The following is a 19,490-nucleotide window of genomic DNA, read 5'->3' on the forward strand; positions in this document are numbered from 1 at the left end:
GCCCGGTCGCCGAGGCCGAGGCGCGCGCCGACCTGACGGCCGCGTGGGGCGTGGACCGGCTGCCCTCCACGACCGGTCGCAGCACCTCGCAGATCTTCGAGGCCGTGTTCGGCCGCGACCTCACGGCGCTCGTCGTCGGAGGGGTCGAGGTGGCGGACCTGCCGGAGCCGGCCCTCGCGCGGCACGCGCTGAAGGCCGCCGACTTCGTGGTGAGCCTGGAGGTCAGGCACAGCGAGGTCACCGCGCTGGCCGACGTCGTGCTCCCGGTGGCGCCGGTGGTCGAGAAGCCCGGCACGTTCGTCAGCTGGGAGGGTCGTCACCGCTCGTTCGAGGCCGTCCTGCACGAGCCGAACTCGCTGACCGACACCCGCATCCTGGCCGGCATCGCCGAGGAGCTGGGTCGCCCGATCGGCTTCCGGACCATCGCCGGTGCCCGGGCCGACCTCGCCGCACTGGGACCGTGGGACGGCCGTCGCACCGAGCTGCCCGAGGCCCCGGAGCCCGGCCGGTCCAGCGGCTTCACGCTGGCCACCTGGCGCCAGCTGATCGACGACGGGCGGGGCCAGGACGGCCAGCCCGACTACCGCGCCACGGCCCGTCCGGCGGTCCTGCTCGCCAACGCGACGACCTGGGCCGCTGCCGACGTCGAGCCGGGTCAGCACGCCACGATCGGCACACCGGCCGGCACGGCGAGCTTCCCGACCGCCGTCGCCGACCTGCCGGACGGTGTCGTGTGGGCGCCGGGCAACAACGGCACCAACCTGCGCGAGATCGGTGCCGGCCACGGCAGCACCATCACCGTGGGCCCCGCTGCGACCGACCTGGAGGCCCCCGCATGAGCGAGCTGTTCGGCAACGAGCCGTTCTGGGTGGTCGCCCTCAAGGCGGTCCTGATCTTCGTCGTGCTGGTGCTCTACACGTTGTTCAACATCTGGTTCGAGCGGCGGGTCGTCGCCCGCATGCAGCACCGCGTCGGCCCCAACGTGCACGGTCCGTTCGGGCTGCTGCAGAGTCTCGCCGACGGCGTCAAGCTGGCGCTCAAGGAGGACCTGGTCGTCACGGCGGCGCACAAGACGGTCTACATCCTGGCGCCGATCCTCGCGGTCGTGCCCGCCTTCCTGGCGTGGGCCGTCATCCCGTTCGGGCCCGAGGTCACCATCCCGTTCACCGACACGGTCACCCCGTTGCAGCTCACCGACCTGCCGGTGGCGGTGCTGTACATCCTGGCCGTCACCTCGATCGGCGTGTACGGCATCGTGCTGGCGGGCTGGTCGTCCGGCTCCACCTACGCGCTGCTGGGCGGACTGCGGTCGAGCGCCCAGGTCATCTCCTACGAGGTGGCGATGGGCCTCAGCTTCGTGACGGTGTTCCTGTACGCCGGCACCATGTCGACGTCGGAGATCGTGGCCGCCCAGACCGACCTCTGGTACTTCATCCCCTTGTTCCCCTCGTTCGTCATCTACGTGATCTCGATGGTGGGCGAGACCAACCGCGCACCGTTCGACCTGCCCGAGGCGGAGGGCGAGCTGGTCGGCGGGTTCCACACCGAGTACTCGTCGCTGAAGTTCGCCCTGTTCTTCCTCGCGGAGTACATCAACATGGTCACCGTCTCCGCCCTGGCGACCACGCTGTTCCTCGGCGGGTGGCGGGCGCCGTTCGGCATCGCCCAGGTGTGGGAGGGCGCGAATGAGGGCTTCTGGCCGGTGCTGTGGTTCCTCGGCAAGACGCTGGGCTTCATCTTCTTCTTCATCTGGCTGCGGGGCACGCTCCCGCGGATGCGGTACGACCAGTTCATGGCGCTGGGCTGGCGCTGGCTGATCCCGATCTCCCTGGTCTGGATCGTCGCGGTCGTGTTCATCCGCAAGCTGCAGAACGAGGACATGCTCGACCAGCAGACGCTGTTCTGGATCGCCGGCATCGCCTCGCTCGTCATCATCGCGACCCTGTTCCTGCCCGAGCGCAAGCGGCCCGAGCCCGAGCCGGTCGACACCGGCGAGCCCGACGCGTTCGCCGGCGGCTACCCCGTGCCGCCCATGCCGGCGCAACGGGACGCCGCCACCCCCTCCACCTCCCCTGAACCGAGAGGAGGAGCCGAACGATGAGCTCCGCCAGTGAGTCCAAGGAGTCGATGTGGGACCCGGTCGCCGGTTTCGGCGTCACGTTCCGCACGATGTTCAAGAAGGTCGTCACCGAGCAGTACCCGTTCGAGAAGCTGCCGACCGCCCCGCGGTTCCACGGCCGGCACCAGCTGAACCGCTGGCCCGACGGGCTGGAGAAGTGCATCGGCTGCGAGCTGTGCGCGTGGGCCTGCCCGGCCGACGCCATCTACGTCGAGGGGGCGTCCAACGACGACTCCGACGGCGGTGACGGTCGGTACAGCCCCGGTGAGCGGTACGGCCGGGTCTACCAGATCAACTACCTGCGCTGCATCCTGTGCGGGCTGTGCATCGAGGCCTGCCCCACCCGCGCCCTCACGATGACCAATGAGTACGAGCTGGCCGACGACAACCGGGCCGACCTCATCTACACCAAGTCCGACCTGCTGGCGCCGCTGCTGCCCGGCATGGTGCAGCCCCCGCACGAGCAGATGATCAGCGACGACCACCAGGACTACTACCGCGGCAAGCTCTTGCCGATCACGCCGGTGGACGGTGACGCATGACGACGCGGTCGGTGGTCGAGGTGCGAGCCTGCGAGCCTCGAGACCACGTGGACGGTGACGCATGACGACCTTCTGGATCCTCGCGCCGATCATGGTGCTGGCCGCTCTCGGCCTGGTGTTCTCCCGCAAGGCCGTCCACGCGGCCCTGTGGCTCGCCGTCGTGATGATCAGCCTCGCGGTCCTCTACGCCGTGCAGGGCGCCCCGTTCCTGTTCGCGGTGCAGATTATCGTGTACACCGGCGCGATCATGATGCTGTTCCTCTTCGTGGTGATGCTCGTCGGTGTCGAGTCCGACCTGTCGCTCACCGAGACCATCAAGGGTCAGCGCGCCGGGGCGATCGTCGTCGGCCTGCTGTTCGGGGTGCTGCTGGTCATCGGCGTCGGGCAGGTGTCGGTCGGTCCGGTCACCGGGCTCGACGAGGCCAACGCCAACGGCAACGTCTACGGGCTCGCGGCGCTGATGTTCGGCCCGTTCGTGCTGGCCTTCCAGTTCACGGCGGCCCTGCTGGTCACCGCGGTGCTCGGGGCCATGGTCCTGGCGCACCGGGAGCGACTGACCCCCCGCCTCACCCAGGCCGACCTCGCCGCCCGGCGCATGCGCGACTACGCCGAGACCGGCCGGCACCCGGGCAACGCCCCCACCCCGGGCGTGTTCGCCCGCCACAACGCGGTCGACTCCCCGGCGCTGCTGCCCGACGGGTCCCCGGTCCCGGACTCGGTCTCGCCGAGCCTCACCGCGCGCGGTCAGGTGCTGCCCGTCGACGCGAGCGACGTCGAGGAGACCACCCGCCGACTCGGGCCCGAGACCGACGGCGAGGACGACAAGTGAACGAGTACCTGTCGCTGTCCCTGATCCTGTTCACGATCGGTGCGGTCGGCGTGCTGGTGCGCCGCAACGCGATCGTCGTGTTCATGTGCATCGAGCTGATGCTCAACGCGACCAACCTGGCGTTCGTGAGCTTCTCGCGCCAGCACGGCAACCTCGACGGCCAGCTCGCGGCGTTCTTCGTCATGGTCGTCGCGGCGGCCGAGGTCGTCGTCGGTCTCGCGATCATCGTGTCCATCTATCGCGCCCGTCGGACCGCTTCGGTCGACGAGGCCCACCTGCTGAAGCTCTAGGAGAGCCGTGTTCGACTACGTGTGGCTCCTCGTGGCCATCCCGCTGGCCGGCGCCGCCCTGCTCCTGACCTGGGGCAAGGAGAGCGACCGGTTCGGCCACCTCATCGGCACCGTCGCCTCCGCGGCCTCCTTCGGGTGGGGCGTCGTGCTGTTCGTCGGCCTGCTCGGCCGCGACGGCGATGACCGCAGCATCACCGACTCGCTGTTCACCTGGTTCTCGTCCGGGACGTTCACGGTCGAGATGTCGCTGGTGTACGACCCGCTGTCGGCGCTGTTCGTGCTGCTCATCACCGGCGTCGGCACGCTGATCCACGTCTACTCGATCGGCTACATGGCGCACGACGAACGCCGCCGCCGGTTCTTCGCCTTCCTCAACCTGTTCATCGCCGCGATGCTCACGCTGGTGCTCGCCGGCGACTACCTCGTGCTGTTCCTCGGCTGGGAGGGCGTCGGTCTGGCGTCCTACCTGCTGATCGGCTTCTGGCAGCACAAGCCGTCGGCGGCCGCCGCGGCCAAGAAGGCCTTCGTGCTCAACCGGGTCGGCGACCTCGGTCTGGCGCTCGCGATCATGCTGATGTTCGCGCAGTTCGGCACCACCTCGATCGCCCTGGTCAACGGCGCGATCGACGGTGCCTCGCCGACGATCGCCACGGCACTGGGCCTGCTGCTGCTGCTGGGAGCGTGCGGCAAGTCCGCCCAGGTGCCGCTGCAGGCCTGGCTGCTGGACGCCATGGAGGGCCCGACCCCCGTGTCGGCCCTCATCCACGCGGCCACCATGGTCACCGCGGGCGTGTACCTCGTGGTGCGCAGCAACGGCATCTACGACGCCTCCGACGCCGCCCGCACCGCCGTGATCATCGTGGGTCTGGTCACCCTCCTGGTCGGCGCCTACATCGGCTGCGCCAAGGACGACATCAAGAAGGCGCTCGCCGGGTCGACGATGAGCCAGATCGGCTACATGATGCTCGCGGCCGGCCTCGGGCCCTACGGGTACGCCTTCGCGATCTTCCACCTCATCACCCACGGCTTCTTCAAGGCCAACATGTTCCTCGGTGCCGGCTCGGTCATGCACGGCATGGACGACGACGTGAACATGCGGCACTACGGCGGGCTGCGCAAGGCCATGCCGGTCACCTTCGCGACGTTCGGGCTCGGGTACCTGGCGATCATCGGGTTCCCCGGCTTCTCGGGGTTCTTCTCCAAGGACCTCATCATCGAGTCGGCGTTCGGCGAGCACTGGTTCTACGGCCTCGCCGCCCTCATCGGTGCCGGCGTGACGGCGTTCTACATGACGCGCCTGATGCTCATGACCTTCTTCGGGGAGTCCCGCTGGAAGGACGACGTGCACCCGCACGAGTCGCCCGGGGTCATGACGCTGCCGCTCGTGGTGCTCGCCGCCGCCTCGGTCCTCGGCGGCGTGCTGATCCTCGGGGAGTGGATCCCCGAGTGGCTCGAGCCGGTCGTGGGACCGACCCTGCACCACGAGCTGCCGGTCGCCCCGATCGTCATCACCATCGTGATCACGGCGGTCGTCGCGGTCGGTGTGCTGCTGGCCTGGCTCACCTACGGCAAGCGTGAGATCGCCGGTGAGACCCCCGCTGACGCCGACGTCACCCTGTTCACCCGCGCCGGGCGCGCCGACCTGTACGGAGACACCATCAACGATCGCCTGGCCGTGCGTCCCGTGCGGCACCTGACCCGCGTCCTCGTCTGGTTCGACGGCAAGGGCGTCGACGGGTTCGTCACCGGGCTCGCCGATCGTCTCGGTGAGGTGTCGCAGGCCCTGCGGGCGCCCCAGAACGGCTTCGTCCGCAGCTACGCCCTGGCGATCCTGCTGGGCGCGCTGCTGCTCAGCGCGGCCTTCCTCGCGGTGGCGGTCGCATGATGCTGTCGCTGCTCATCGCCACCCCGATCCTGGGTGCCCTGCTGGTCACGGCCATGCCGCGCGGCACCGAGGCCGCCCAGCGCAACGCCAAGTACACGGCGTTCGCCGTCACGCTCGTCACGCTGGGCCTGTCCCTCGCCGTGCTCGCGCGCTACGACACCGACGCCGGCGGCTACCAGCTGACCGAGCAGCACGAGTGGATCGGCCCGTTGGGTGCCTTCTACTCCGTCGGGCTCAACGGCATCGGCCTGACGCTCGTGCTGCTCACGACGGTGCTGGTGCCGATCGTCGTGCTGGCATCGTTCGGCGACAAGCTGCCCACCCGTCGCAGTGCCAACTCGTACTTCGCCTGGATGCTGGTGCTCGAGGGTCTGGCGCTCGGCGTGTTCATGGCCACCGACGTGTTCTTGTTCTACGTCCTGTTCGAGGCCACCCTCGTGCCGATCTACTTCCTGATCGGCAGCTACGGCGGGCCCCAGCGCAGCTATGCGGCGGTCAAGTTCCTCATCTACAACCTGGTCGGCGGCCTGCTGATGCTCGCCGCGATCGTCGGCCTGTACGTCGTGTCCTCGCGCGCCGGTGAGGCCAGCTTCCTGCTCAGCGACCTGCAGAACCTGGAGATCGACGGCACCACCGAGCGGCTGCTGTTCGTCGGCTTCTTCATCGCGTTCGCGATCAAGGCGCCGCTGTGGCCCTTCCACACGTGGCTGCCCGACGCGGCGGCCTCGGCGACCCCCGGCACCTCGGTGCTGATGGTCAGTGTCATCGACAAGGTCGGCACGTTCGGCATGATCCGCTGGTGCCTGGAGATCTTCCCCGGCGCCTCGGAGTGGGCCTCGCCGGTCGTGCTCGTGCTGGCCGTCATCAGCATCGTCTACGGGGCGCTGCTGGCCGTGGGTCAGGACGACATCCGCCGGCTCGTGGCCTACACATCGGTGTCGCACTTCGGCTTCATCATCCTGGGCATCTTCGTGTTCACGACGACGTCGACCGCCGGGTCCGTGCTCTACATGTTCAACCACGGGTTGTCGACGGCCGCGCTGTTCCTCGTCACGGGCATCATGGTCGCGCGTCGCGGGTCGGCGAGCATCGCCGACTTCGGTGGGGTGCAGAAGATCGCCCCCGTGATGTCCGGTGTGCTGCTGATCGCCGGCCTGTCGAGCCTGTCGCTGCCAGGGCTCGCGCCGTTCGTGTCGGAGTTCATGGTGCTCGTCGGTACGTTCACCCGGTCGATCCCGCTCGCGGTCGTCGCGACGCTCGGCATGGTGCTCGCGGCGCTCTACATCCTGATCATGTACCAGCGCACCATGACCGGCCCGTTGGCCGCGGGCGCCGAGGGCGTCACCGACCTCACCACCCGGGAGGTCGCGGCGCTGACCCCGACGCTCGTGCTGATCATCGGCCTGGGATTCTTCCCGCAGCCGGTGCTCGACGTCATCAACCCGGCGGCACGTGACGTCGTCACCACGGTCGGGGTGGGCGACCCACCACCCGAGACGGGCATCCCGCTCGGGTCGGACGAGGGAGGCAACGAATGAACGACGACCTCCCCCAGATCCCGATCCCGGACATCGACTGGACGGCCATCTCGCCGATCCTCATCGTCGCGGGCGTCGCCCTCGTCGGCGTGCTGGTCGAGGCGTTCTGCCCCCGGGCACCCCGGTTCGTGGTGCAGACCGTCCTCGCGGCGGCCGGGACCGTGGCGGCCGGCGTCGCAGCGATCTGGGTCTACACCGACCTCGAGGAGCTGGCCGGCCCCGTCGCCGGTCTGGGTGGTCCCACGGGCGACGACGCCATCGCGGTCGACGGCCCGGGCGTGATCACCTGGATCATGCTGACGCTGTTCGCGCTGCTGAGCATCGGACTGTTCGCCGACCGGCGGCTGGAGGCCGGCGTCAGCGCCTTCACCGGCCGGGCCGCGGACGCCCCCGGGTCGGCCGGCGAGGCCGAGGCCAACCGCCTGAAGGTCGAGCACACCGAGGTCTACCCCCTCGCGATGTTCGCGCTGTTCGGCATGATGATCTTCGCCACCAGCAACGACCTGCTGACGATGTTCATCGCCCTCGAGGTGCTCAGCCTCCCGCTCTACCTGCTGTGCGGTCTGGCCCGACGCCGTCGCCTGCTCAGCCAGGAGGCCGCGCTCAAGTACTTCCTCCTCGGCGCGTTCAGCTCGGTGTTCTTCCTCTACGGCGCCGCGCTCGCGTACGGCTACGCCGGCACCTTCTCGCTGGCCGGCATCGACCAGGCCGTCACGTCGCGCGGTAGCGCCGAGCCGCTGCTGCTCGCGGCGATCGCCCTGATGGCGGTGGGGCTGCTGTTCAAGATCGGCGCCGTGCCGTTCCACGCGTGGACCCCCGACGTCTACCAGGGCGCGCCGACCCCGGTCACCGCGTTCATGGCGGCCGGCACCAAGGCGGCCGCGTTCATCGCCCTCATGCGCGTGCTGTTCGTCGCCTTCGGCGGGGCGTCGTGGGACTGGCGTCCGTCGATCTGGGTGGTCGCCGCGATCACGATGATCTTCGGTTCGCTCGTGGCGATCGCCCAGACCGACGTCAAGCGCATGCTGGCGTACTCGTCGGTCGCCCACGCCGGGTTCCTCCTGGTCGGCGTCAGCGGCGGGTTCGTCTCCGGCGACGGTGAACGGCTCGACTCGCTGTCCAGCGTGCTGTTCTACCTCGTGGCCTACGGTCTGGCCTCGATCGGCGCGTTCGCCGTGGTGATGCTCGTGCGCGACGCCGGCGGCGAGGCCACCCACCTCTCGCGGTGGGCCGGGTTGGGCAAGGAGTCGCCGTTCCTGGCCGGGTCTTTCGCGATCTTCATGCTGTCGTTCGCCGGGATCCCCCTGACCGCCGGGTTCGTCGGCAAGCTCAGCGTGTTCACGGCAGCCTTCTCCGGCGGGTTCTGGCCCCTGGTGGTCGTCGGCGTCCTCACGAGCGCCGTCGCGGCGTACTTCTACGTGCGGGTGATCGTGCTGATGTTCTTCACCGAGGCTGCTTCCGACGGGCCGACCGTCGCCGTCGGCGGCACCATGACTACCGTGGTCATCGTGATCGCGGCCGTGGGCACCGTTGCCCTCGGCATCCTGCCGGGCCCCCTGCTCGAGCTGGTGCAGAACGCCGGCGCCTTCGTGCGCTGACACCGGTGGGTTCTTGACGCAGTGAAGGAGTACGCGTGTCCGGTCTGGGTGTCTCGTTCGATGATCCGGTGCTCGAGGCGCGCATCCTGGCCGGGGTCGACGAGGTCGAGCGTCAGCTCGCCGCCGCCGTCGACAGCCCGGAGGCCTTCGTCGCCGAGGCCGCCGCGCACCTGCTGAACGCCGGAGGCAAGCGGTTCCGGCCGCTGGTCGTGGCGCTGTGTGCCGAGTTCGGCGACCCGGCCGCCCCGGGGGTCGTGCCGTCGGCGGTGGTGGTGGAGCTGACCCACCTCGCCACCCTGTACCACGACGACGTCATGGACGAGGCCGACAAGCGGCGTGGTGCCCTGAGCGCCAATGCTCGGTGGGACAACACCCTCGCGATCCTGGTGGGCGACTACCTGTTCGCCCAGGCCTCCGACATCGTCTCGACGCTCGGGCCCGAGGCGGTGCGCATCCAGGCCCGCACGTTCTCGCGGCTGGTGCGGGGTCAGATCCGCGAGACCATCGGCCCCGGCGACGGTGACCCGTTGCAGCACTACCTGGGCGTGGTGGCCGACAAGACCGGCTCGTTGATCGCCACCTCGGCGCGTTTCGGCGCGATGATGTCGGCCGCGCCGGTCGAGGTCGAGCACGCGTTGACCGAGTTCGGTGAGCGGATCGGTGCCGCGTTCCAGCTGCGCGACGACATCATCGACGTCGCCAGCGAGACGGGGGAGTCGGGCAAGACGCCCGGCACCGACCTCCGCGAGGGGGTGCCGACCCTGCCGGTGCTGCTGGTGCAGCAGATGTCGGCGGGCTCCACCGATCCGGCCGAGGTGCGGCTGCTGGACCTGTTGGGCCGGCCGCTGACCGACGACGCCGAGCACGCCGAGGCCCTCGAGGCCCTGCGGCGCCATCCGGCGATGGACGAGGCGCGCTCCTACGTGCAGAGCGAGGCCGACGCGGCCCGCCGGTTGCTGGAGAAGCTGCCCGACGTCCCCGCACGCGCCGCCCTCGCAGCCCTCTGCGACACCGTCGCCACCCGCCTCGGCTGACCTCACCTCCGCGCTGGCAGTGACGTTTCGGCCCTCGGATCGGTGAATCCGGGGCGCAAACGTCACTGCCAGCGCGAAGGGGATGTGTTCAGAGGGCGAGGGACTCGGCCGACTGGCGCAGGACGCGTCGGCGGTTCGCCAAAGCGTCCGTCGTGAAGACGACCAGCGCCAGCCACACCAGGACGAACCCGGCCCAGCGCGCCGGCGTCATCGCCTCGCCGAACACCACCAGACCGAGGATGAACTGCAGGACGGGGCCCAGGTACTGCAGCAGGCCGATCGTCGACAGCGACAGCCGGGTGGCCGCCGCCCCGAACAGCAGCAGCGGGATCGCGGTGATCACTCCGGTGCCGGCGAGCAGCAGGGCGTTCCCGGTCCCCTCGTGCCCGAAGGCCAGCCCACCGGACACCTGCAGCCACGCCAGGTACGACAGGGCGATCGGCGCGAGGATCATGGTCTCGAGTCCGAGCCCCTCGACGGTGCCGAGCGCGACCTTCTTCTTCACGAACCCGTAGACGGCGAAGGAACCTGCGACCGTGAGGGCGATGACCGGCACGTGGCCGTAGTCGACGGTCAGCACCACGACGGCCACCGTGCCGAGACCCACGGCGGTCCACTGCCACCGCCTGAGGTTCTCGCCCAGCACCAGCACGCCGAGCAGCACCGTGACGAGCGGGTTGATGAAGTACCCGAGCGACGTCTCGATGACGCGGTCGGTCGTGACGCCGTAGATGAACGCACCCCAGTTGACGGCGATCACGACGGACGCCACGGCCAGCAGGGCCACGGCCCGCCGGTCACGGGCGATCTGTCGCAGGCGTCCCCACCGGTGGGTCAACGTCAGGAGTCCCGCGACGAACACCAGTGACCACACCACGCGGTGCGCGAGGGCCTCGAGGGGGGTGGCCGGGTCCAGCAGCGGCCAGTAGAGGGGGAAGAAGCCCCAGCACAGGTAGGCGCCGGTGCCGAAGGCCACCCCGCCGTTGCGGCCCTCGCCGCGATCGTCCGTCACAGGGGCAGTCAACACCCACGGGGGCGCACGCGCCGCGACGCCCCGGTCAGGAGGTGCGGTGCACCTTGGTGTTGCTCGCCTGCGCGAGCGGACGCACCACCAGCAGGTCGACGTTGACGTGCTGGGGACAGCCGGCGACCCAGGCGACCACGTCCGCGATGTCGCCGGCCAGCAGCGGCTCCTCGACCCCGGCGTAGACCGCCGCGGCACGGCCCTCGTCGCCCAGCCGGTTGAGGCTGAACTCCTCGGTACGGACCATGCCCGGAGCGATCTCGGTGACCCGGACGGGGCGACCGTTCAGCTCCAGACGCAACGTCTCGGTGAGGGCGGCCACGGCGTGCTTGGCCGCGACGTAGCCGCCCCCGCCCTCGTAGGGCCAGTGGCCCGCCGTGGAGCCGATGTTGATGACGGTGCCCGCGCCGCTCGCCTCGAGGGCGGGCAGCAGCGCCTGGGTCACCTGCACGGTGCCGACCACGTTGATCTCGTACATGCGACGCCAGTTCTCGACGTCGCTCGTCGCGACCGGGTCGACCCCGAGGGCGCCGCCGGCGTTGTTGACCAGCAGGTCGAGCGTGGGTCCGACCGCCCGCGCGAGGGCGGCGACGTCGGCCGCGGAGGTGACGTCGCAGGCCACCGCCGTGCCGCCGATCTCGTCGGCGAGCACGGTGAGGCGGTCGATCCGGCGGGCCGTGCAGACGACGTGGAAGCCGTCGGCGGCGAGCTGCCGGGCCGTGGCGTCACCGATGCCGCTGCTGGCCCCGGTGACGACGGCGGTGCGTGGGGTGGTCATGGGTCAATGCTGCCACCCCACGCAGTGCCGTGGGTGGGTCGTTACTCCGCGATCCCGGCGAGGGACCCGGTCGTCTTGGTGGTCTGGTCCCCGACGAGGCACGACACCACGCGGTCGCCCTGCTCCCACGACTCGGCGGTGGGGTAGAAGGAGAGGTAGTCCAGGCGCGAGGACTCGAAGTCCAGGCCCACGAAGGTGGCGAACTCCCCGATGCAGGCCTCGTCGCCCTGCGCGGTCACGGCGGCCTCGCCCGGGTAGTCACCGTCGTCCAGCACGATCTCGTGGTAGACCTCGAGGTCGTGCGGGTCGCCGCAGGGGATCGCGGGGAGGGTCTCGACGGCCTCGGTCTCCGAGGGCACGTCGTAGCAGTCGCCGATCTCCATCTCGAAGACGCTGGCGTTCTCGTTGGCCTCGGCGATGGCGCCGGACTCGTCGCGGGTGGTCTCCTCGGCGGACGAGCAGGCCGAGAGGCCGATGCCCACCACGAGAAGGGTCAGAAGGGGGGCGAGGTGTCGCCGGCCCGAGAGGGTTCGTGAGTTCATGGAGGGACAGTAATCCACGGGGGTGCCAAGCCGGGGGGCATTCGGCCCGCGGATGCGTTTCGGGTGGCGCGGGACATACTGGCGGGGAGACGTTCCGGGTGAGGAGGTGCCGATGATCCGTCGAGTGGCGATGCTCTCGGCGCACACGTCGCCCCTGGCCCAGCCCGGTCACGGCGACGCGGGCGGCATGAACGTGTACGTGCTGGAGCTGGCCCGCCAGCTCGCGCGTCGCGACGTGGCGGTGGAGATCTTCACCCGCGCCACCTCGCGTCACCAGCCGGACGTGGTCGAGACCGAGCCGGGAATCCTCGTCCGGCACGTGCCGGCCGGCCCGTTCGAGGGCCTGCAGAAGAACGACCTGCCGTCGCAGATGTGCTCCTTCGTGCGCGACGTCCTGCGCACCGAGGTCGAACAGGGCCCCCAGTGGTTCGACGTGGTCCACTCGCACTACTGGTTGTCGGGCCAGGTCGGCACGGTCGCGAGCGAGCGCTGGTCGGTGCCGCTGGTGCACACGATGCACACGATGGCCAAGGTCAAGAACGCCCTGCTGGCCGACGGCGACGTCGCGGAGCCGTCGGGCCGGATCGCCGGCGAGGAGGAGATCGTGCGCCTCGCCGACCGCCTGATCGCCAACACCGCCGACGAGCGCGACCAGCTGGTCGAGCTGTACGAGGCCGACCCTTCGCTCGTCGAGGTGGTGGCCCCCGGCGTCGACCTGCAGGTCTTCCGGGCGGGCCGCCGCGAGGAGGCACGCGCGGCTCTCGGCCTGCCGCCCGATGCCGCCGTGCTGCTGTTCGCCGGACGCATCCAACCGCTCAAGGCGCCCGACGTCGTGCTCCACGCGGCGGCTCGCCTGCTCGCCGACGACCCCACTCTCCGTGACCGTCTGGTGGTGCCCGTGATCGGCGGCGAGTCCGGCACCGGCATGGACCGGCCCGGGGAGCTGGCCCGCCTCACCGCCGAGCTGGGCCTCGACGACGTCGTCCGGCTCGTGCCCACCCTGCCCCAGGCCGAGCTGGCCCGGTGGTACGCCGCCGCCTCGGTGGTGTGCGTGCCGTCGTACAACGAGTCGTTCGGTCTCGTCGCGATCGAGGCGCAGGCCTGCGGCACCCCCGTCGTGGCGGCCCGCGTCGGCGGCCTGCGCACCGCCGTGTCCGACGGCGTCAGCGGGATCCTCGTCGACGGCCACGACCCGGCCGACTACGCGGCCGCCCTGGGCCCCCTGCTCACCGACGACGCGCTGCGCGACGAGATGGGCGCCAAGGCCGTCGTCCACGCCGAGGGATTCGGATGGGACGCCACCGCCGAGCGGACGCTCGCGGTCTACGAGGCCGCCATCGCGGCAAGGAGGATGCATGGACCCCCGTGACGTCATCTACCAGGTCCTCGTCGACGGGGAGCTGGAGTTCGCCGAGCACCGCCGGGGCGTCTTCGACGTCGACCTGCCCGGGGAGCGCAAGCTCAAGACGACATGTCGACTCGAGGTGGGTCGCCATGCACTGAGCCTGCACGCCTTCGTCGCTCGCAACCCCGACGAGAACCACGAGGCCGTCTACCGGTGGCTGCTGGAGAAGAACCTCAAGCTGTTCGGGGTGTCCTTCGCCGTCGACTCCGCCGGCGACATCTACCTCGACGGCCGGCTGCCGTTGCACGCGGTGACGGCCGAGGAGGTCGACCGGCTGCTCGGCGCCGTCCTCACCTACTCCGACGAGTCGTTCAACACGATCCTCGAGCTCGGGTTCGCCAGCTCGATCCGCAAGGAGTGGCAGTGGCGCGAGTCGCGGGGCGAGTCCACGCAGAACCTCGCCGCCTTCACGCACCTGCGCCCCTGACCGGCGACCCCGCCCGGCCCCACTGGCCCCGGCCGGTAGCGTGGGTGACGTGAAGGCGACGGTGTTCGTGGACGTGACCGACCCGTGGTCCTACATCGGGGCCACGCGGTTCACCCGTGCCGCCGCGACGTTCACGATCCTCACCGGCGAACCCGTCCGCACGACGCTGCGGGCGCACCTGCTGGAGCCGGACGCGCCGTCCTCGGGCCGCCCGCTGATGGAGGCCCTCGCCGAGCGGCTCGGTGGTGCCGACAAGGCCGAGCTGCTCAACATCCGGGTGCGGGGAGCCGCCCGGATCACCGGCATCGACCTGAACTTCGAGGAGGCGGTGGAGGCCAACTCCTTCGACGCGTGGCGCCTCCTCACGTGGGCCGACGAGGCGGGTCCGGGCGTGCAGCACGACCTGGCCCAGCAGCTGTGGCGCGCGCACCTGCTCGAGGGTGCCGACATCGGCGACCACGGCGTGCTGGCCACCCGGGCCGCGCTGGTGGGGCTGGACCTCGAGACGGCCGAGGCGCTGCTGGCCAGCACCGAGTACGGCGACGCGGTGAGGTCGCAGCACGAGACGTCGCTCGAGCTGGGCATCGACCAGCTGCCGGCCATCGTCGTCGAGGACGAGTGGTCGATCACGGGGGTGCACTCCCAGCACGACTACGTCGAGTCGCTCGACCGGGTGCGGCACGAACGCGACCGCGGGGGCGACTGGTCCGAGTCCGGGTGAGCCGCCCGCGCGGCTTCGCTAGGCTCGAATCATGACTCCGACCCTGATCCTGCTGCGCCACGGCCACAGCGAGTGGAACGCCAAGAACCTGTTCACCGGCTGGGTCGACGTCGACCTCAACGAACAGGGGCTCACCGAGGCGGCCCGCGGCGCCGAGCTGCTGGCCGCGGCCGGCCTCGCGCCGGACGTCTCGCACACGTCATTGCTGCGGCGGGCCATCCGCACCTCGCAGATCGTGCTCGACGGCATCGATCGGCACTGGATCCCGGTCAAGCGCTCGTGGAGGCTCAACGAGCGGCACTACGGCGCGCTGCAGGGCAAGGACAAGAAGGCCACCCTCGCGGAGTACGGCGAGGAGCAGTTCATGACGTGGCGCCGTTCGTACGACACCCCGCCGCCGCCGATCGCCGACGACGACGAGTTCAGCCAGGCAGCCGACGTCCGGTACGCCGCGCTCCCCGACGAGCTGCTGCCGCGCACGGAGTGCCTCGCCGACGTGCTGGACCGCATGCTGCCCTACTGGTACGACCAGATCGTCCCCGATCTGCTCGACGGCCGCACGGTGCTGGTGACCGCGCACGGCAACTCGCTGCGCGCGCTGGTCAAGCACCTCGACGGGCTCGGCGAGGACGAGGTCGTCGGGCTGAACATCCCCACGGGCATCCCGCTGGTGTACGAGCTCGACGCCGACCTGCGGCCCGTGGTCGCGGGCGGCACCTACCTCGATCCCGCCGCGGCCGAGGCGGCCATCGCCGCCGTCGCCAACCAGGGTCGCTGACCGCCCCCTCCCCCTCCCCGCGATTCGTGCACGTGATGTTCGTTTCCACGTCGCGGACGAACGTCAACTGCACACATCGCGAGGAGATCGGAGGGGAAGGTCAGGCGTCGAACTTGTAGCCCAGGCCGCGCACCGTCGTCAGCGTGACGGGGTTCGCCGGATCGACCTCGATCTTGGCGCGCAGGCGCTTGACGTGGACGTCGAGGGTCTTGGTGTCCCCCACGTAGTCGGCGCCCCAGACCCGGTCGATCAGCTGGCCGCGGGTCAGCACCCGGCCCGGGTTGCGCAGGAAGAACTCCAGCAGCTCGAACTCCTTCAGCGGCAGCCGGGTCTCGGTGCCGTCGACGGTCACGAGGTGCCGGTCGACGTCCATCCGCACGCGGCCGGCCTCCAGCGACGCACCCTCGACGTCGTCCTCGGCGACCCCGCGACGCAGCACCGCACGGATGCGCGCCACGAGCTCGCGGGGGGAGTACGGCTTGGTCACGTAGTCGTCGGCGCCCAGCTCCAGGCCCACGACCTTGTCGACCTCGGTGTCCTTGGCGCTGACCATGATGATCGGCACCGACGAGGTCTGCCGCAGCTGGCGGCACACCTCGGTGCCCGAGAGGCCCGGCAGCATCAGGTCCAGCAGGACGATGTCGGCGCCGGCACGGTCGAACTCGAGCAGCGCGTCCGGACCGGTCTCGGCGATCGCGACGTCGAACCCCTCCTTGCGCAGCACGTACGACAGCGCTTCGCTGTAGCTGGATTCGTCCTCGACGACCAACACTCGAGTCACGGGGTCTCCTCATCGAGGTCATGGGTGTGGGCTGGAAGCACGAGGGTGAACGACGAACCGAGTCCCGGCTCGCTCCACACCTCGACGGTGCCGCCGTTGCTGGCGGCCACGTGCTTGACGATGGACAGGCCGAGGCCCGTGCCACCGGTCGAGCGGGCCCGGGCCGGGTCGACCCGGTAGAACCGCTCGAAGATCCGGTCGAGCTCCGAGCTCGGGATGCCGATGCCGTTGTCGGCCACGGTGATCTTGACGTCCTCGCCGTCGCGGGCAGCCGTCACCGCCACCCGGGCGCCCTCGGGGGAGTAGGTCACGGCGTTCTCGACCAGGTTGCTCACCGCGGCGTGCAGCTGGGCCCGGTCCCCGAGGATCGACAGGTCGGGCTCCGTGGTCGACCGCAGGTCGATGCCCTTGGCCTCGGCATCGGTCATCGAGTGCTCGCAGGCCTCCGACACCAGCTCGCCGACCTTGATGACGGCCGCCTCGTCGCTGAACACGTCGTTCTGGAGCCGGGACAGGTCGATCACCTGCTGCACGAGCCGGGTGAGCCGGTCGCCCTCGGCGATCATCCGCGAGGAGAACCGCTCCACCGCTGCCGGGTCGTCCCGGGCCTCCGAGACCGCCTCGGCGAGCAGCTTGATCGCCCCGATGGGCGTCTTCAGCTCGTGGCTGACGTTGGCCACGAAGTCGCGCCGGATGGTCTCGACCCGTTGCGCCTGGGTGCGGTCCTCGGCCAGGACCAGGATCAGGCGCGAGGTCAGGGGCGCCACCCGGGCATGCACGTGCAGGGGAGCCGACCGTCGGACCGGCACGAGGACGTCCGCCTCGCGGGCCTCGCCGTCGCGGCGGACCTGGCGGACCAGGGTGAGCAGCTCCTCGGGGTGCAGGGTGTCGCCCCGGACGATGCCCATCGCGACGGCCGGGGCCGACGCCCGCAGCACCTCGTCGGACGCGTCGACCACGACGGCCGACGACGCGAGGGCCGACAGCACGGCCTCGGTGCCCGGAGGGACGTCGGGAGCGGCCGGCGGCTCCACCGGCCGGCTCTGTCGCTGCTCGTCGAACCTCCACAGGAAGGTGATCAGCGCCCCGGCGACGACGCCGACCGCTCCGGCGAGCAGCCAGCCAGCTTCCATGTCCACCTCTTGATGGTAGGGCGCTGTTCACCCAGACCTTGCCCCAGAACGCCCCGGAACGTGCTTCTTTCCGCGCCCGTTCACGCGCCGTTCACCGCAGGTCGCCGATCGTTCACCGCTTCTGCCTAGGGTGTCGTCATGCGCAACCTGTACCACGAGCAGCTCGACGCCATCGTCGACGACCTGGTCACCCTCACCGGGACCGTCCGTCGCGCCGTCGCTGCCTCCACCGCCGCCCTGCTCAACGCCGACGCCCCGCTCGCCGAGAAGGTGATCGACGGGGACAAGCTCGTGGACGAGACCATCGAGAACATCGAGGAGCGTGCGCTGCTGCTGCTGGCCACCCAGCAGCCCGTCGCCACCGACCTGCGCCAGCTGGTCGCGACCCTCCGCATGCTGACCGACCTCGAGCGCATGGGCCAGCTCGCCGTGCACGTCTCCAAGGTCGCCCGCCTGCGCATGCCCGAGGTCGCGGTCCCGACCGGCCTGCAGCCGACCATCATGGCGATGGCCTCGGTCGCCGACCAGATGATCCACGCCGCCTCGCGCATCGTCTCGGACCGCGACGTCATCGCGGCCGGCAAGCTCGAGGACACCGACGACGAGATGGACAAGCTGCGCCAGCAGCTGTTCCGCACGCTGCTGTCCGACAACTGGACGCACGGCGTCGAGCCGGCGATCGACCTGGCCCTGCTCGGCCGCTACTACGAGCGCATCGGCGACCACGCCGTGTCGATGGCCCGCCGGGTCGTCTACCTCGTCACCGGCGAGATCCCGTCCCCCAGCTGACTCCTGCACGACGAAGGGCCCCGACCACGTGGTCGGGGCCCTTCGTCGTGCAGGGAGCGGGGGCCGTCAGGCGGCCGGCGCGGTCAACGGGGTGACGACCGTCGAGTAGATGTCGTTGCGCGTGACCGCGGGCACCCGGATCTCGACGTCGGCGGCGCCGTCGAAGCTCAACGTGATCGTGTAGTAGCGGCCGGCCTCGACGTCCTCGGCGAAGAACACCTTGCTGTCCTCGATGCCCAGCTGGACGGCCCGGCGCACCGGCAGGCTGAGGTCGCCGCCGTCGGAGGAGACCTCGAGCTCGGTGCCCTCGCCGTCGGTGACGGTGAACCCGGTCAGGTCCTGCACGCGCTCGGTGGTGTTGAGCAGGGTCCCGCTGAAGGTGCCGGAGCCGTCGAAGTTCTCGACGAACAGTGCGCCGAGGACCTGCACGTCGGTCGCCCGCAGGTCTGCGCCGATCCCGGCCTGGTACGGCTGGTTGACCTGCGCGTCGAAGCTGGTGCCGCACGCGCCGAGCGTGGTGAGGGCGAGGGCGGTCGCAGCGGCTGCCGAGGATCGGCGGAGGCGTTCGTGGCGCACGGGTGGGGCCTTTCGCAAGGAGCGGTCGTCGGGGCTGATCGTACCGAAGCCCGGCCACCGCGGGCCCACGGCCCACGATCCCGGGCCGTGCTCGCCGTGCACACCTGAAAAACGCCCAAGAAGTCGCTCAACGCAACGTGTTATCCTTGCCTTCTAGGAAAGGTGCTTTCTCTATGGCTTTTACTGTCGGCGAAACCGTTGTGTATCCCAATCACGGTGCTGCAGTCATCGAAGACATCGAAACGAGAAAGATCAAGGGGGAAGAGCGCGACTACCTCGTGCTGAGGATCATCGCGCAGAACGACCTGGTCGTCCGTGTGCCGGCCTGCAACCTCGATCTGGTCGGCGTCCGTGACGTCGTCGACGCCGACGGTCTGGAGCGCGTGTTCAGCGTCCTGCGTGCCGAGCACGTCGAGGAGCCGACCAACTGGTCGCGCCGCTACAAGGCGAACCTCGAGAAGCTGCACTCCGGTGACGTGCTCAAGGTCGCCGAGGTCGTGCGCGACCTCTGGCGCCGTGACCACGAGCGTGGTCTGTCGGCCGGCGAGAAGCGCATGCTGGCCAAGGCCCGTCAGATCCTCGTCTCCGAGCTCGCGCTCGCCGAGAACACCAACGAGGACAAGGCCGAGCTCCGGCTCGACGAGGTTCTCGCCAGCTAGACCCCTCCGGGCGGTGGATTCTCGACCGAATAGCACCTCATT

At 70.2% G+C, this 19,490-nt stretch carries 21 protein-coding genes; 15 read left to right on the top strand and 6 right to left on the bottom strand.

The features are described from left to right. The first annotated feature begins 149 nt into the window (after positions 1-149). From HMPREF0063_RS00010 to HMPREF0063_RS00050, 9 genes are all read left to right on the top strand, one after another. Entirely contained in the window at positions 150-839 is a 690-nt protein-coding gene (locus HMPREF0063_RS00010; RefSeq protein WP_342610530.1) for a molybdopterin-dependent oxidoreductase, read from the top strand. Then, positions 836-2,101, top strand: a complete 1,266-nt coding sequence (gene nuoH / locus HMPREF0063_RS00015) for an NADH-quinone oxidoreductase subunit NuoH (RefSeq protein WP_007076569.1) — start codon at positions 836-838, stop codon at positions 2,099-2,101. Before HMPREF0063_RS00010 ends, nuoH begins: the two co-directional genes overlap by 4 nt. Beyond that, positions 2,098-2,661: an NADH-quinone oxidoreductase subunit NuoI gene (gene nuoI, locus HMPREF0063_RS00020; RefSeq protein ID WP_007076570.1), complete on the top strand. Its 564-nt coding sequence runs from the start codon at positions 2,098-2,100 to the stop codon at positions 2,659-2,661. Before nuoH ends, nuoI begins: the two co-directional genes overlap by 4 nt. Positions 2,662-2,722: 61 nt before the next feature. Then, entirely contained in the window at positions 2,723-3,490 is a 768-nt protein-coding gene (locus tag HMPREF0063_RS00025) for an NADH-quinone oxidoreductase subunit J (protein ID WP_007076571.1), read from the top strand. Then, positions 3,487-3,780, top strand: coding sequence for an NADH-quinone oxidoreductase subunit NuoK (gene nuoK / locus HMPREF0063_RS00030; protein WP_007076572.1), 294 nt, complete (start codon positions 3,487-3,489; stop codon positions 3,778-3,780). The genes HMPREF0063_RS00025 and nuoK overlap by 4 nt, the downstream gene beginning before the upstream one ends. Positions 3,781-3,787: 7 nt before the next feature. Next, positions 3,788-5,665, top strand: a complete 1,878-nt coding sequence (gene nuoL, locus HMPREF0063_RS00035; RefSeq protein WP_007076573.1) for an NADH-quinone oxidoreductase subunit L — start codon at positions 3,788-3,790, stop codon at positions 5,663-5,665. After that, positions 5,662-7,203 (top strand): NADH-quinone oxidoreductase subunit M, encoded by a 1,542-nt coding sequence (locus HMPREF0063_RS00040; protein WP_007076574.1) that lies wholly within the window; start codon positions 5,662-5,664, stop codon positions 7,201-7,203. The genes nuoL and HMPREF0063_RS00040 overlap by 4 nt, the downstream gene beginning before the upstream one ends. Next, positions 7,200-8,801: an NADH-quinone oxidoreductase subunit NuoN gene (gene nuoN, locus HMPREF0063_RS00045; protein WP_007076575.1), complete on the top strand. Its 1,602-nt coding sequence runs from the start codon at positions 7,200-7,202 to the stop codon at positions 8,799-8,801. The genes HMPREF0063_RS00040 and nuoN overlap by 4 nt, the downstream gene beginning before the upstream one ends. A 35-nt stretch (positions 8,802-8,836) precedes the next feature. Continuing rightward, entirely contained in the window at positions 8,837-9,835 is a 999-nt protein-coding gene (locus HMPREF0063_RS00050) for a polyprenyl synthetase family protein (protein ID WP_007076576.1), read from the top strand. An 88-nt stretch (positions 9,836-9,923) separates the two neighbouring features. Here HMPREF0063_RS00050 and rarD read toward each other — a convergent pair whose 3' ends face one another. Genes rarD through HMPREF0063_RS00065 form a run of 3 tightly spaced genes read right to left on the bottom strand, consistent with a single transcriptional unit; the run spans position 9,924 to position 12,179 of the window. Further along, a complete protein-coding gene (rarD, locus tag HMPREF0063_RS00055; protein ID WP_007076577.1) occupies positions 9,924-10,847 on the bottom strand; it encodes an EamA family transporter RarD in 924 nt (307 codons plus the stop codon). 46 nt (positions 10,848-10,893) lie between these two features. Continuing rightward, a complete protein-coding gene (locus tag HMPREF0063_RS00060) occupies positions 10,894-11,637 on the bottom strand; it encodes an SDR family NAD(P)-dependent oxidoreductase (RefSeq protein WP_007076578.1) in 744 nt (247 codons plus the stop codon). A gap of 41 nt (positions 11,638-11,678) precedes the next feature. Then, complete coding sequence (locus tag HMPREF0063_RS00065; protein WP_050760861.1) at positions 11,679-12,179, bottom strand: septum formation family protein; 501 nt, start codon at positions 12,177-12,179, stop codon at positions 11,679-11,681. Between the two features lie 112 nt (positions 12,180-12,291). Here HMPREF0063_RS00065 and mshA point away from each other — a divergent pair, with 112 nt between their 5' ends. Genes mshA through HMPREF0063_RS00085 form a run of 4 tightly spaced genes read left to right on the top strand, consistent with a single transcriptional unit; the run spans position 12,292 to position 15,510 of the window. Further along, positions 12,292-13,548: a D-inositol-3-phosphate glycosyltransferase gene (gene mshA / locus HMPREF0063_RS00070; RefSeq protein ID WP_007076579.1), complete on the top strand. Its 1,257-nt coding sequence runs from the start codon at positions 12,292-12,294 to the stop codon at positions 13,546-13,548. Further along, complete coding sequence (locus HMPREF0063_RS00075) at positions 13,535-14,011, top strand: type III secretion system chaperone family protein (protein WP_007076580.1); 477 nt, start codon at positions 13,535-13,537, stop codon at positions 14,009-14,011. The genes mshA and HMPREF0063_RS00075 overlap by 14 nt, the downstream gene beginning before the upstream one ends. A gap of 49 nt (positions 14,012-14,060) precedes the next feature. Further along, the gene (locus tag HMPREF0063_RS15455; RefSeq protein ID WP_007076581.1) at positions 14,061-14,732 is read left to right on the top strand and encodes a DsbA family oxidoreductase; all 672 of its coding nucleotides are present in this window, start codon (positions 14,061-14,063) and stop codon (positions 14,730-14,732) included. A gap of 31 nt (positions 14,733-14,763) precedes the next feature. Next, entirely contained in the window at positions 14,764-15,510 is a 747-nt protein-coding gene (locus HMPREF0063_RS00085; RefSeq protein WP_007076582.1) for a phosphoglyceromutase, read from the top strand. Between the two features lie 100 nt (positions 15,511-15,610). Here the strand turns inward: HMPREF0063_RS00085 and HMPREF0063_RS00090 are convergent, their stop codons facing one another. Then, entirely contained in the window at positions 15,611-16,291 is a 681-nt protein-coding gene (locus tag HMPREF0063_RS00090; protein WP_007076583.1) for a response regulator transcription factor, read from the bottom strand. After that, positions 16,288-17,424, bottom strand: coding sequence for a sensor histidine kinase (locus tag HMPREF0063_RS00095; protein WP_156794154.1), 1,137 nt, complete (start codon positions 17,422-17,424; stop codon positions 16,288-16,290). The genes HMPREF0063_RS00090 and HMPREF0063_RS00095 overlap by 4 nt, the downstream gene beginning before the upstream one ends. A gap of 138 nt (positions 17,425-17,562) precedes the next feature. Between HMPREF0063_RS00095 and phoU the strand changes: the two genes are divergently transcribed. Continuing rightward, entirely contained in the window at positions 17,563-18,213 is a 651-nt protein-coding gene (gene phoU / locus HMPREF0063_RS00100) for a phosphate signaling complex protein PhoU (protein WP_007076585.1), read from the top strand. A 66-nt stretch (positions 18,214-18,279) separates the two neighbouring features. On the opposite strand, the gene HMPREF0063_RS00105 is transcribed toward phoU, so the two are convergent. Further along, complete coding sequence (locus tag HMPREF0063_RS00105) at positions 18,280-18,789, bottom strand: hypothetical protein (protein WP_007076586.1); 510 nt, start codon at positions 18,787-18,789, stop codon at positions 18,280-18,282. A gap of 173 nt (positions 18,790-18,962) precedes the next feature. On the opposite strand from HMPREF0063_RS00105, the gene HMPREF0063_RS00110 reads away from it, so the two are divergent. Then, positions 18,963-19,448: a CarD family transcriptional regulator gene (locus HMPREF0063_RS00110; protein ID WP_007076587.1), complete on the top strand. Its 486-nt coding sequence runs from the start codon at positions 18,963-18,965 to the stop codon at positions 19,446-19,448. The last annotated feature ends 42 nt before the right edge of the window (positions 19,449-19,490 follow it).

This window comes from Aeromicrobium marinum DSM 15272, assembly GCF_000160775.2.
GTDB lineage: Bacteria > Actinomycetota > Actinomycetes > Propionibacteriales > Nocardioidaceae > Aeromicrobium > Aeromicrobium marinum.

Bases quoted from the DNA above. Each gene is read 5' to 3' on its own strand.
- HMPREF0063_RS00040 (WP_007076574.1), top strand. From the start codon at position 5,662: ATGATGCTGTCGCTGCTCATCGCCACCCCGATCCTGGGTGCCCTGCTG.
- mshA (WP_007076579.1), top strand. From the start codon at position 12,292: ATGATCCGTCGAGTGGCGATGCTCTCGGCGCACACGTCGCCCCTGGCC.
- nuoH (WP_007076569.1), top strand. From the start codon at position 836: ATGAGCGAGCTGTTCGGCAACGAGCCGTTCTGGGTGGTCGCCCTCAAG.
- HMPREF0063_RS00025 (WP_007076571.1), top strand. From the start codon at position 2,723: ATGACGACCTTCTGGATCCTCGCGCCGATCATGGTGCTGGCCGCTCTC.
- nuoI (WP_007076570.1), top strand. From the start codon at position 2,098: ATGAGCTCCGCCAGTGAGTCCAAGGAGTCGATGTGGGACCCGGTCGCC.
- HMPREF0063_RS00065 (WP_050760861.1), bottom strand. From the start codon at position 12,179: ATGAACTCACGAACCCTCTCGGGCCGGCGACACCTCGCCCCCCTTCTG.
- HMPREF0063_RS00060 (WP_007076578.1), bottom strand. From the start codon at position 11,637: ATGACCACCCCACGCACCGCCGTCGTCACCGGGGCCAGCAGCGGCATC.
- HMPREF0063_RS00095 (WP_156794154.1), bottom strand. From the start codon at position 17,424: ATGGAAGCTGGCTGGCTGCTCGCCGGAGCGGTCGGCGTCGTCGCCGGG.
- nuoN (WP_007076575.1), top strand. From the start codon at position 7,200: ATGAACGACGACCTCCCCCAGATCCCGATCCCGGACATCGACTGGACG.
- phoU (WP_007076585.1), top strand. From the start codon at position 17,563: ATGCGCAACCTGTACCACGAGCAGCTCGACGCCATCGTCGACGACCTG.
- HMPREF0063_RS00110 (WP_007076587.1), top strand. From the start codon at position 18,963: ATGGCTTTTACTGTCGGCGAAACCGTTGTGTATCCCAATCACGGTGCT.
- HMPREF0063_RS00085 (WP_007076582.1), top strand. From the start codon at position 14,764: ATGACTCCGACCCTGATCCTGCTGCGCCACGGCCACAGCGAGTGGAAC.
- HMPREF0063_RS00075 (WP_007076580.1), top strand. From the start codon at position 13,535: ATGGACCCCCGTGACGTCATCTACCAGGTCCTCGTCGACGGGGAGCTG.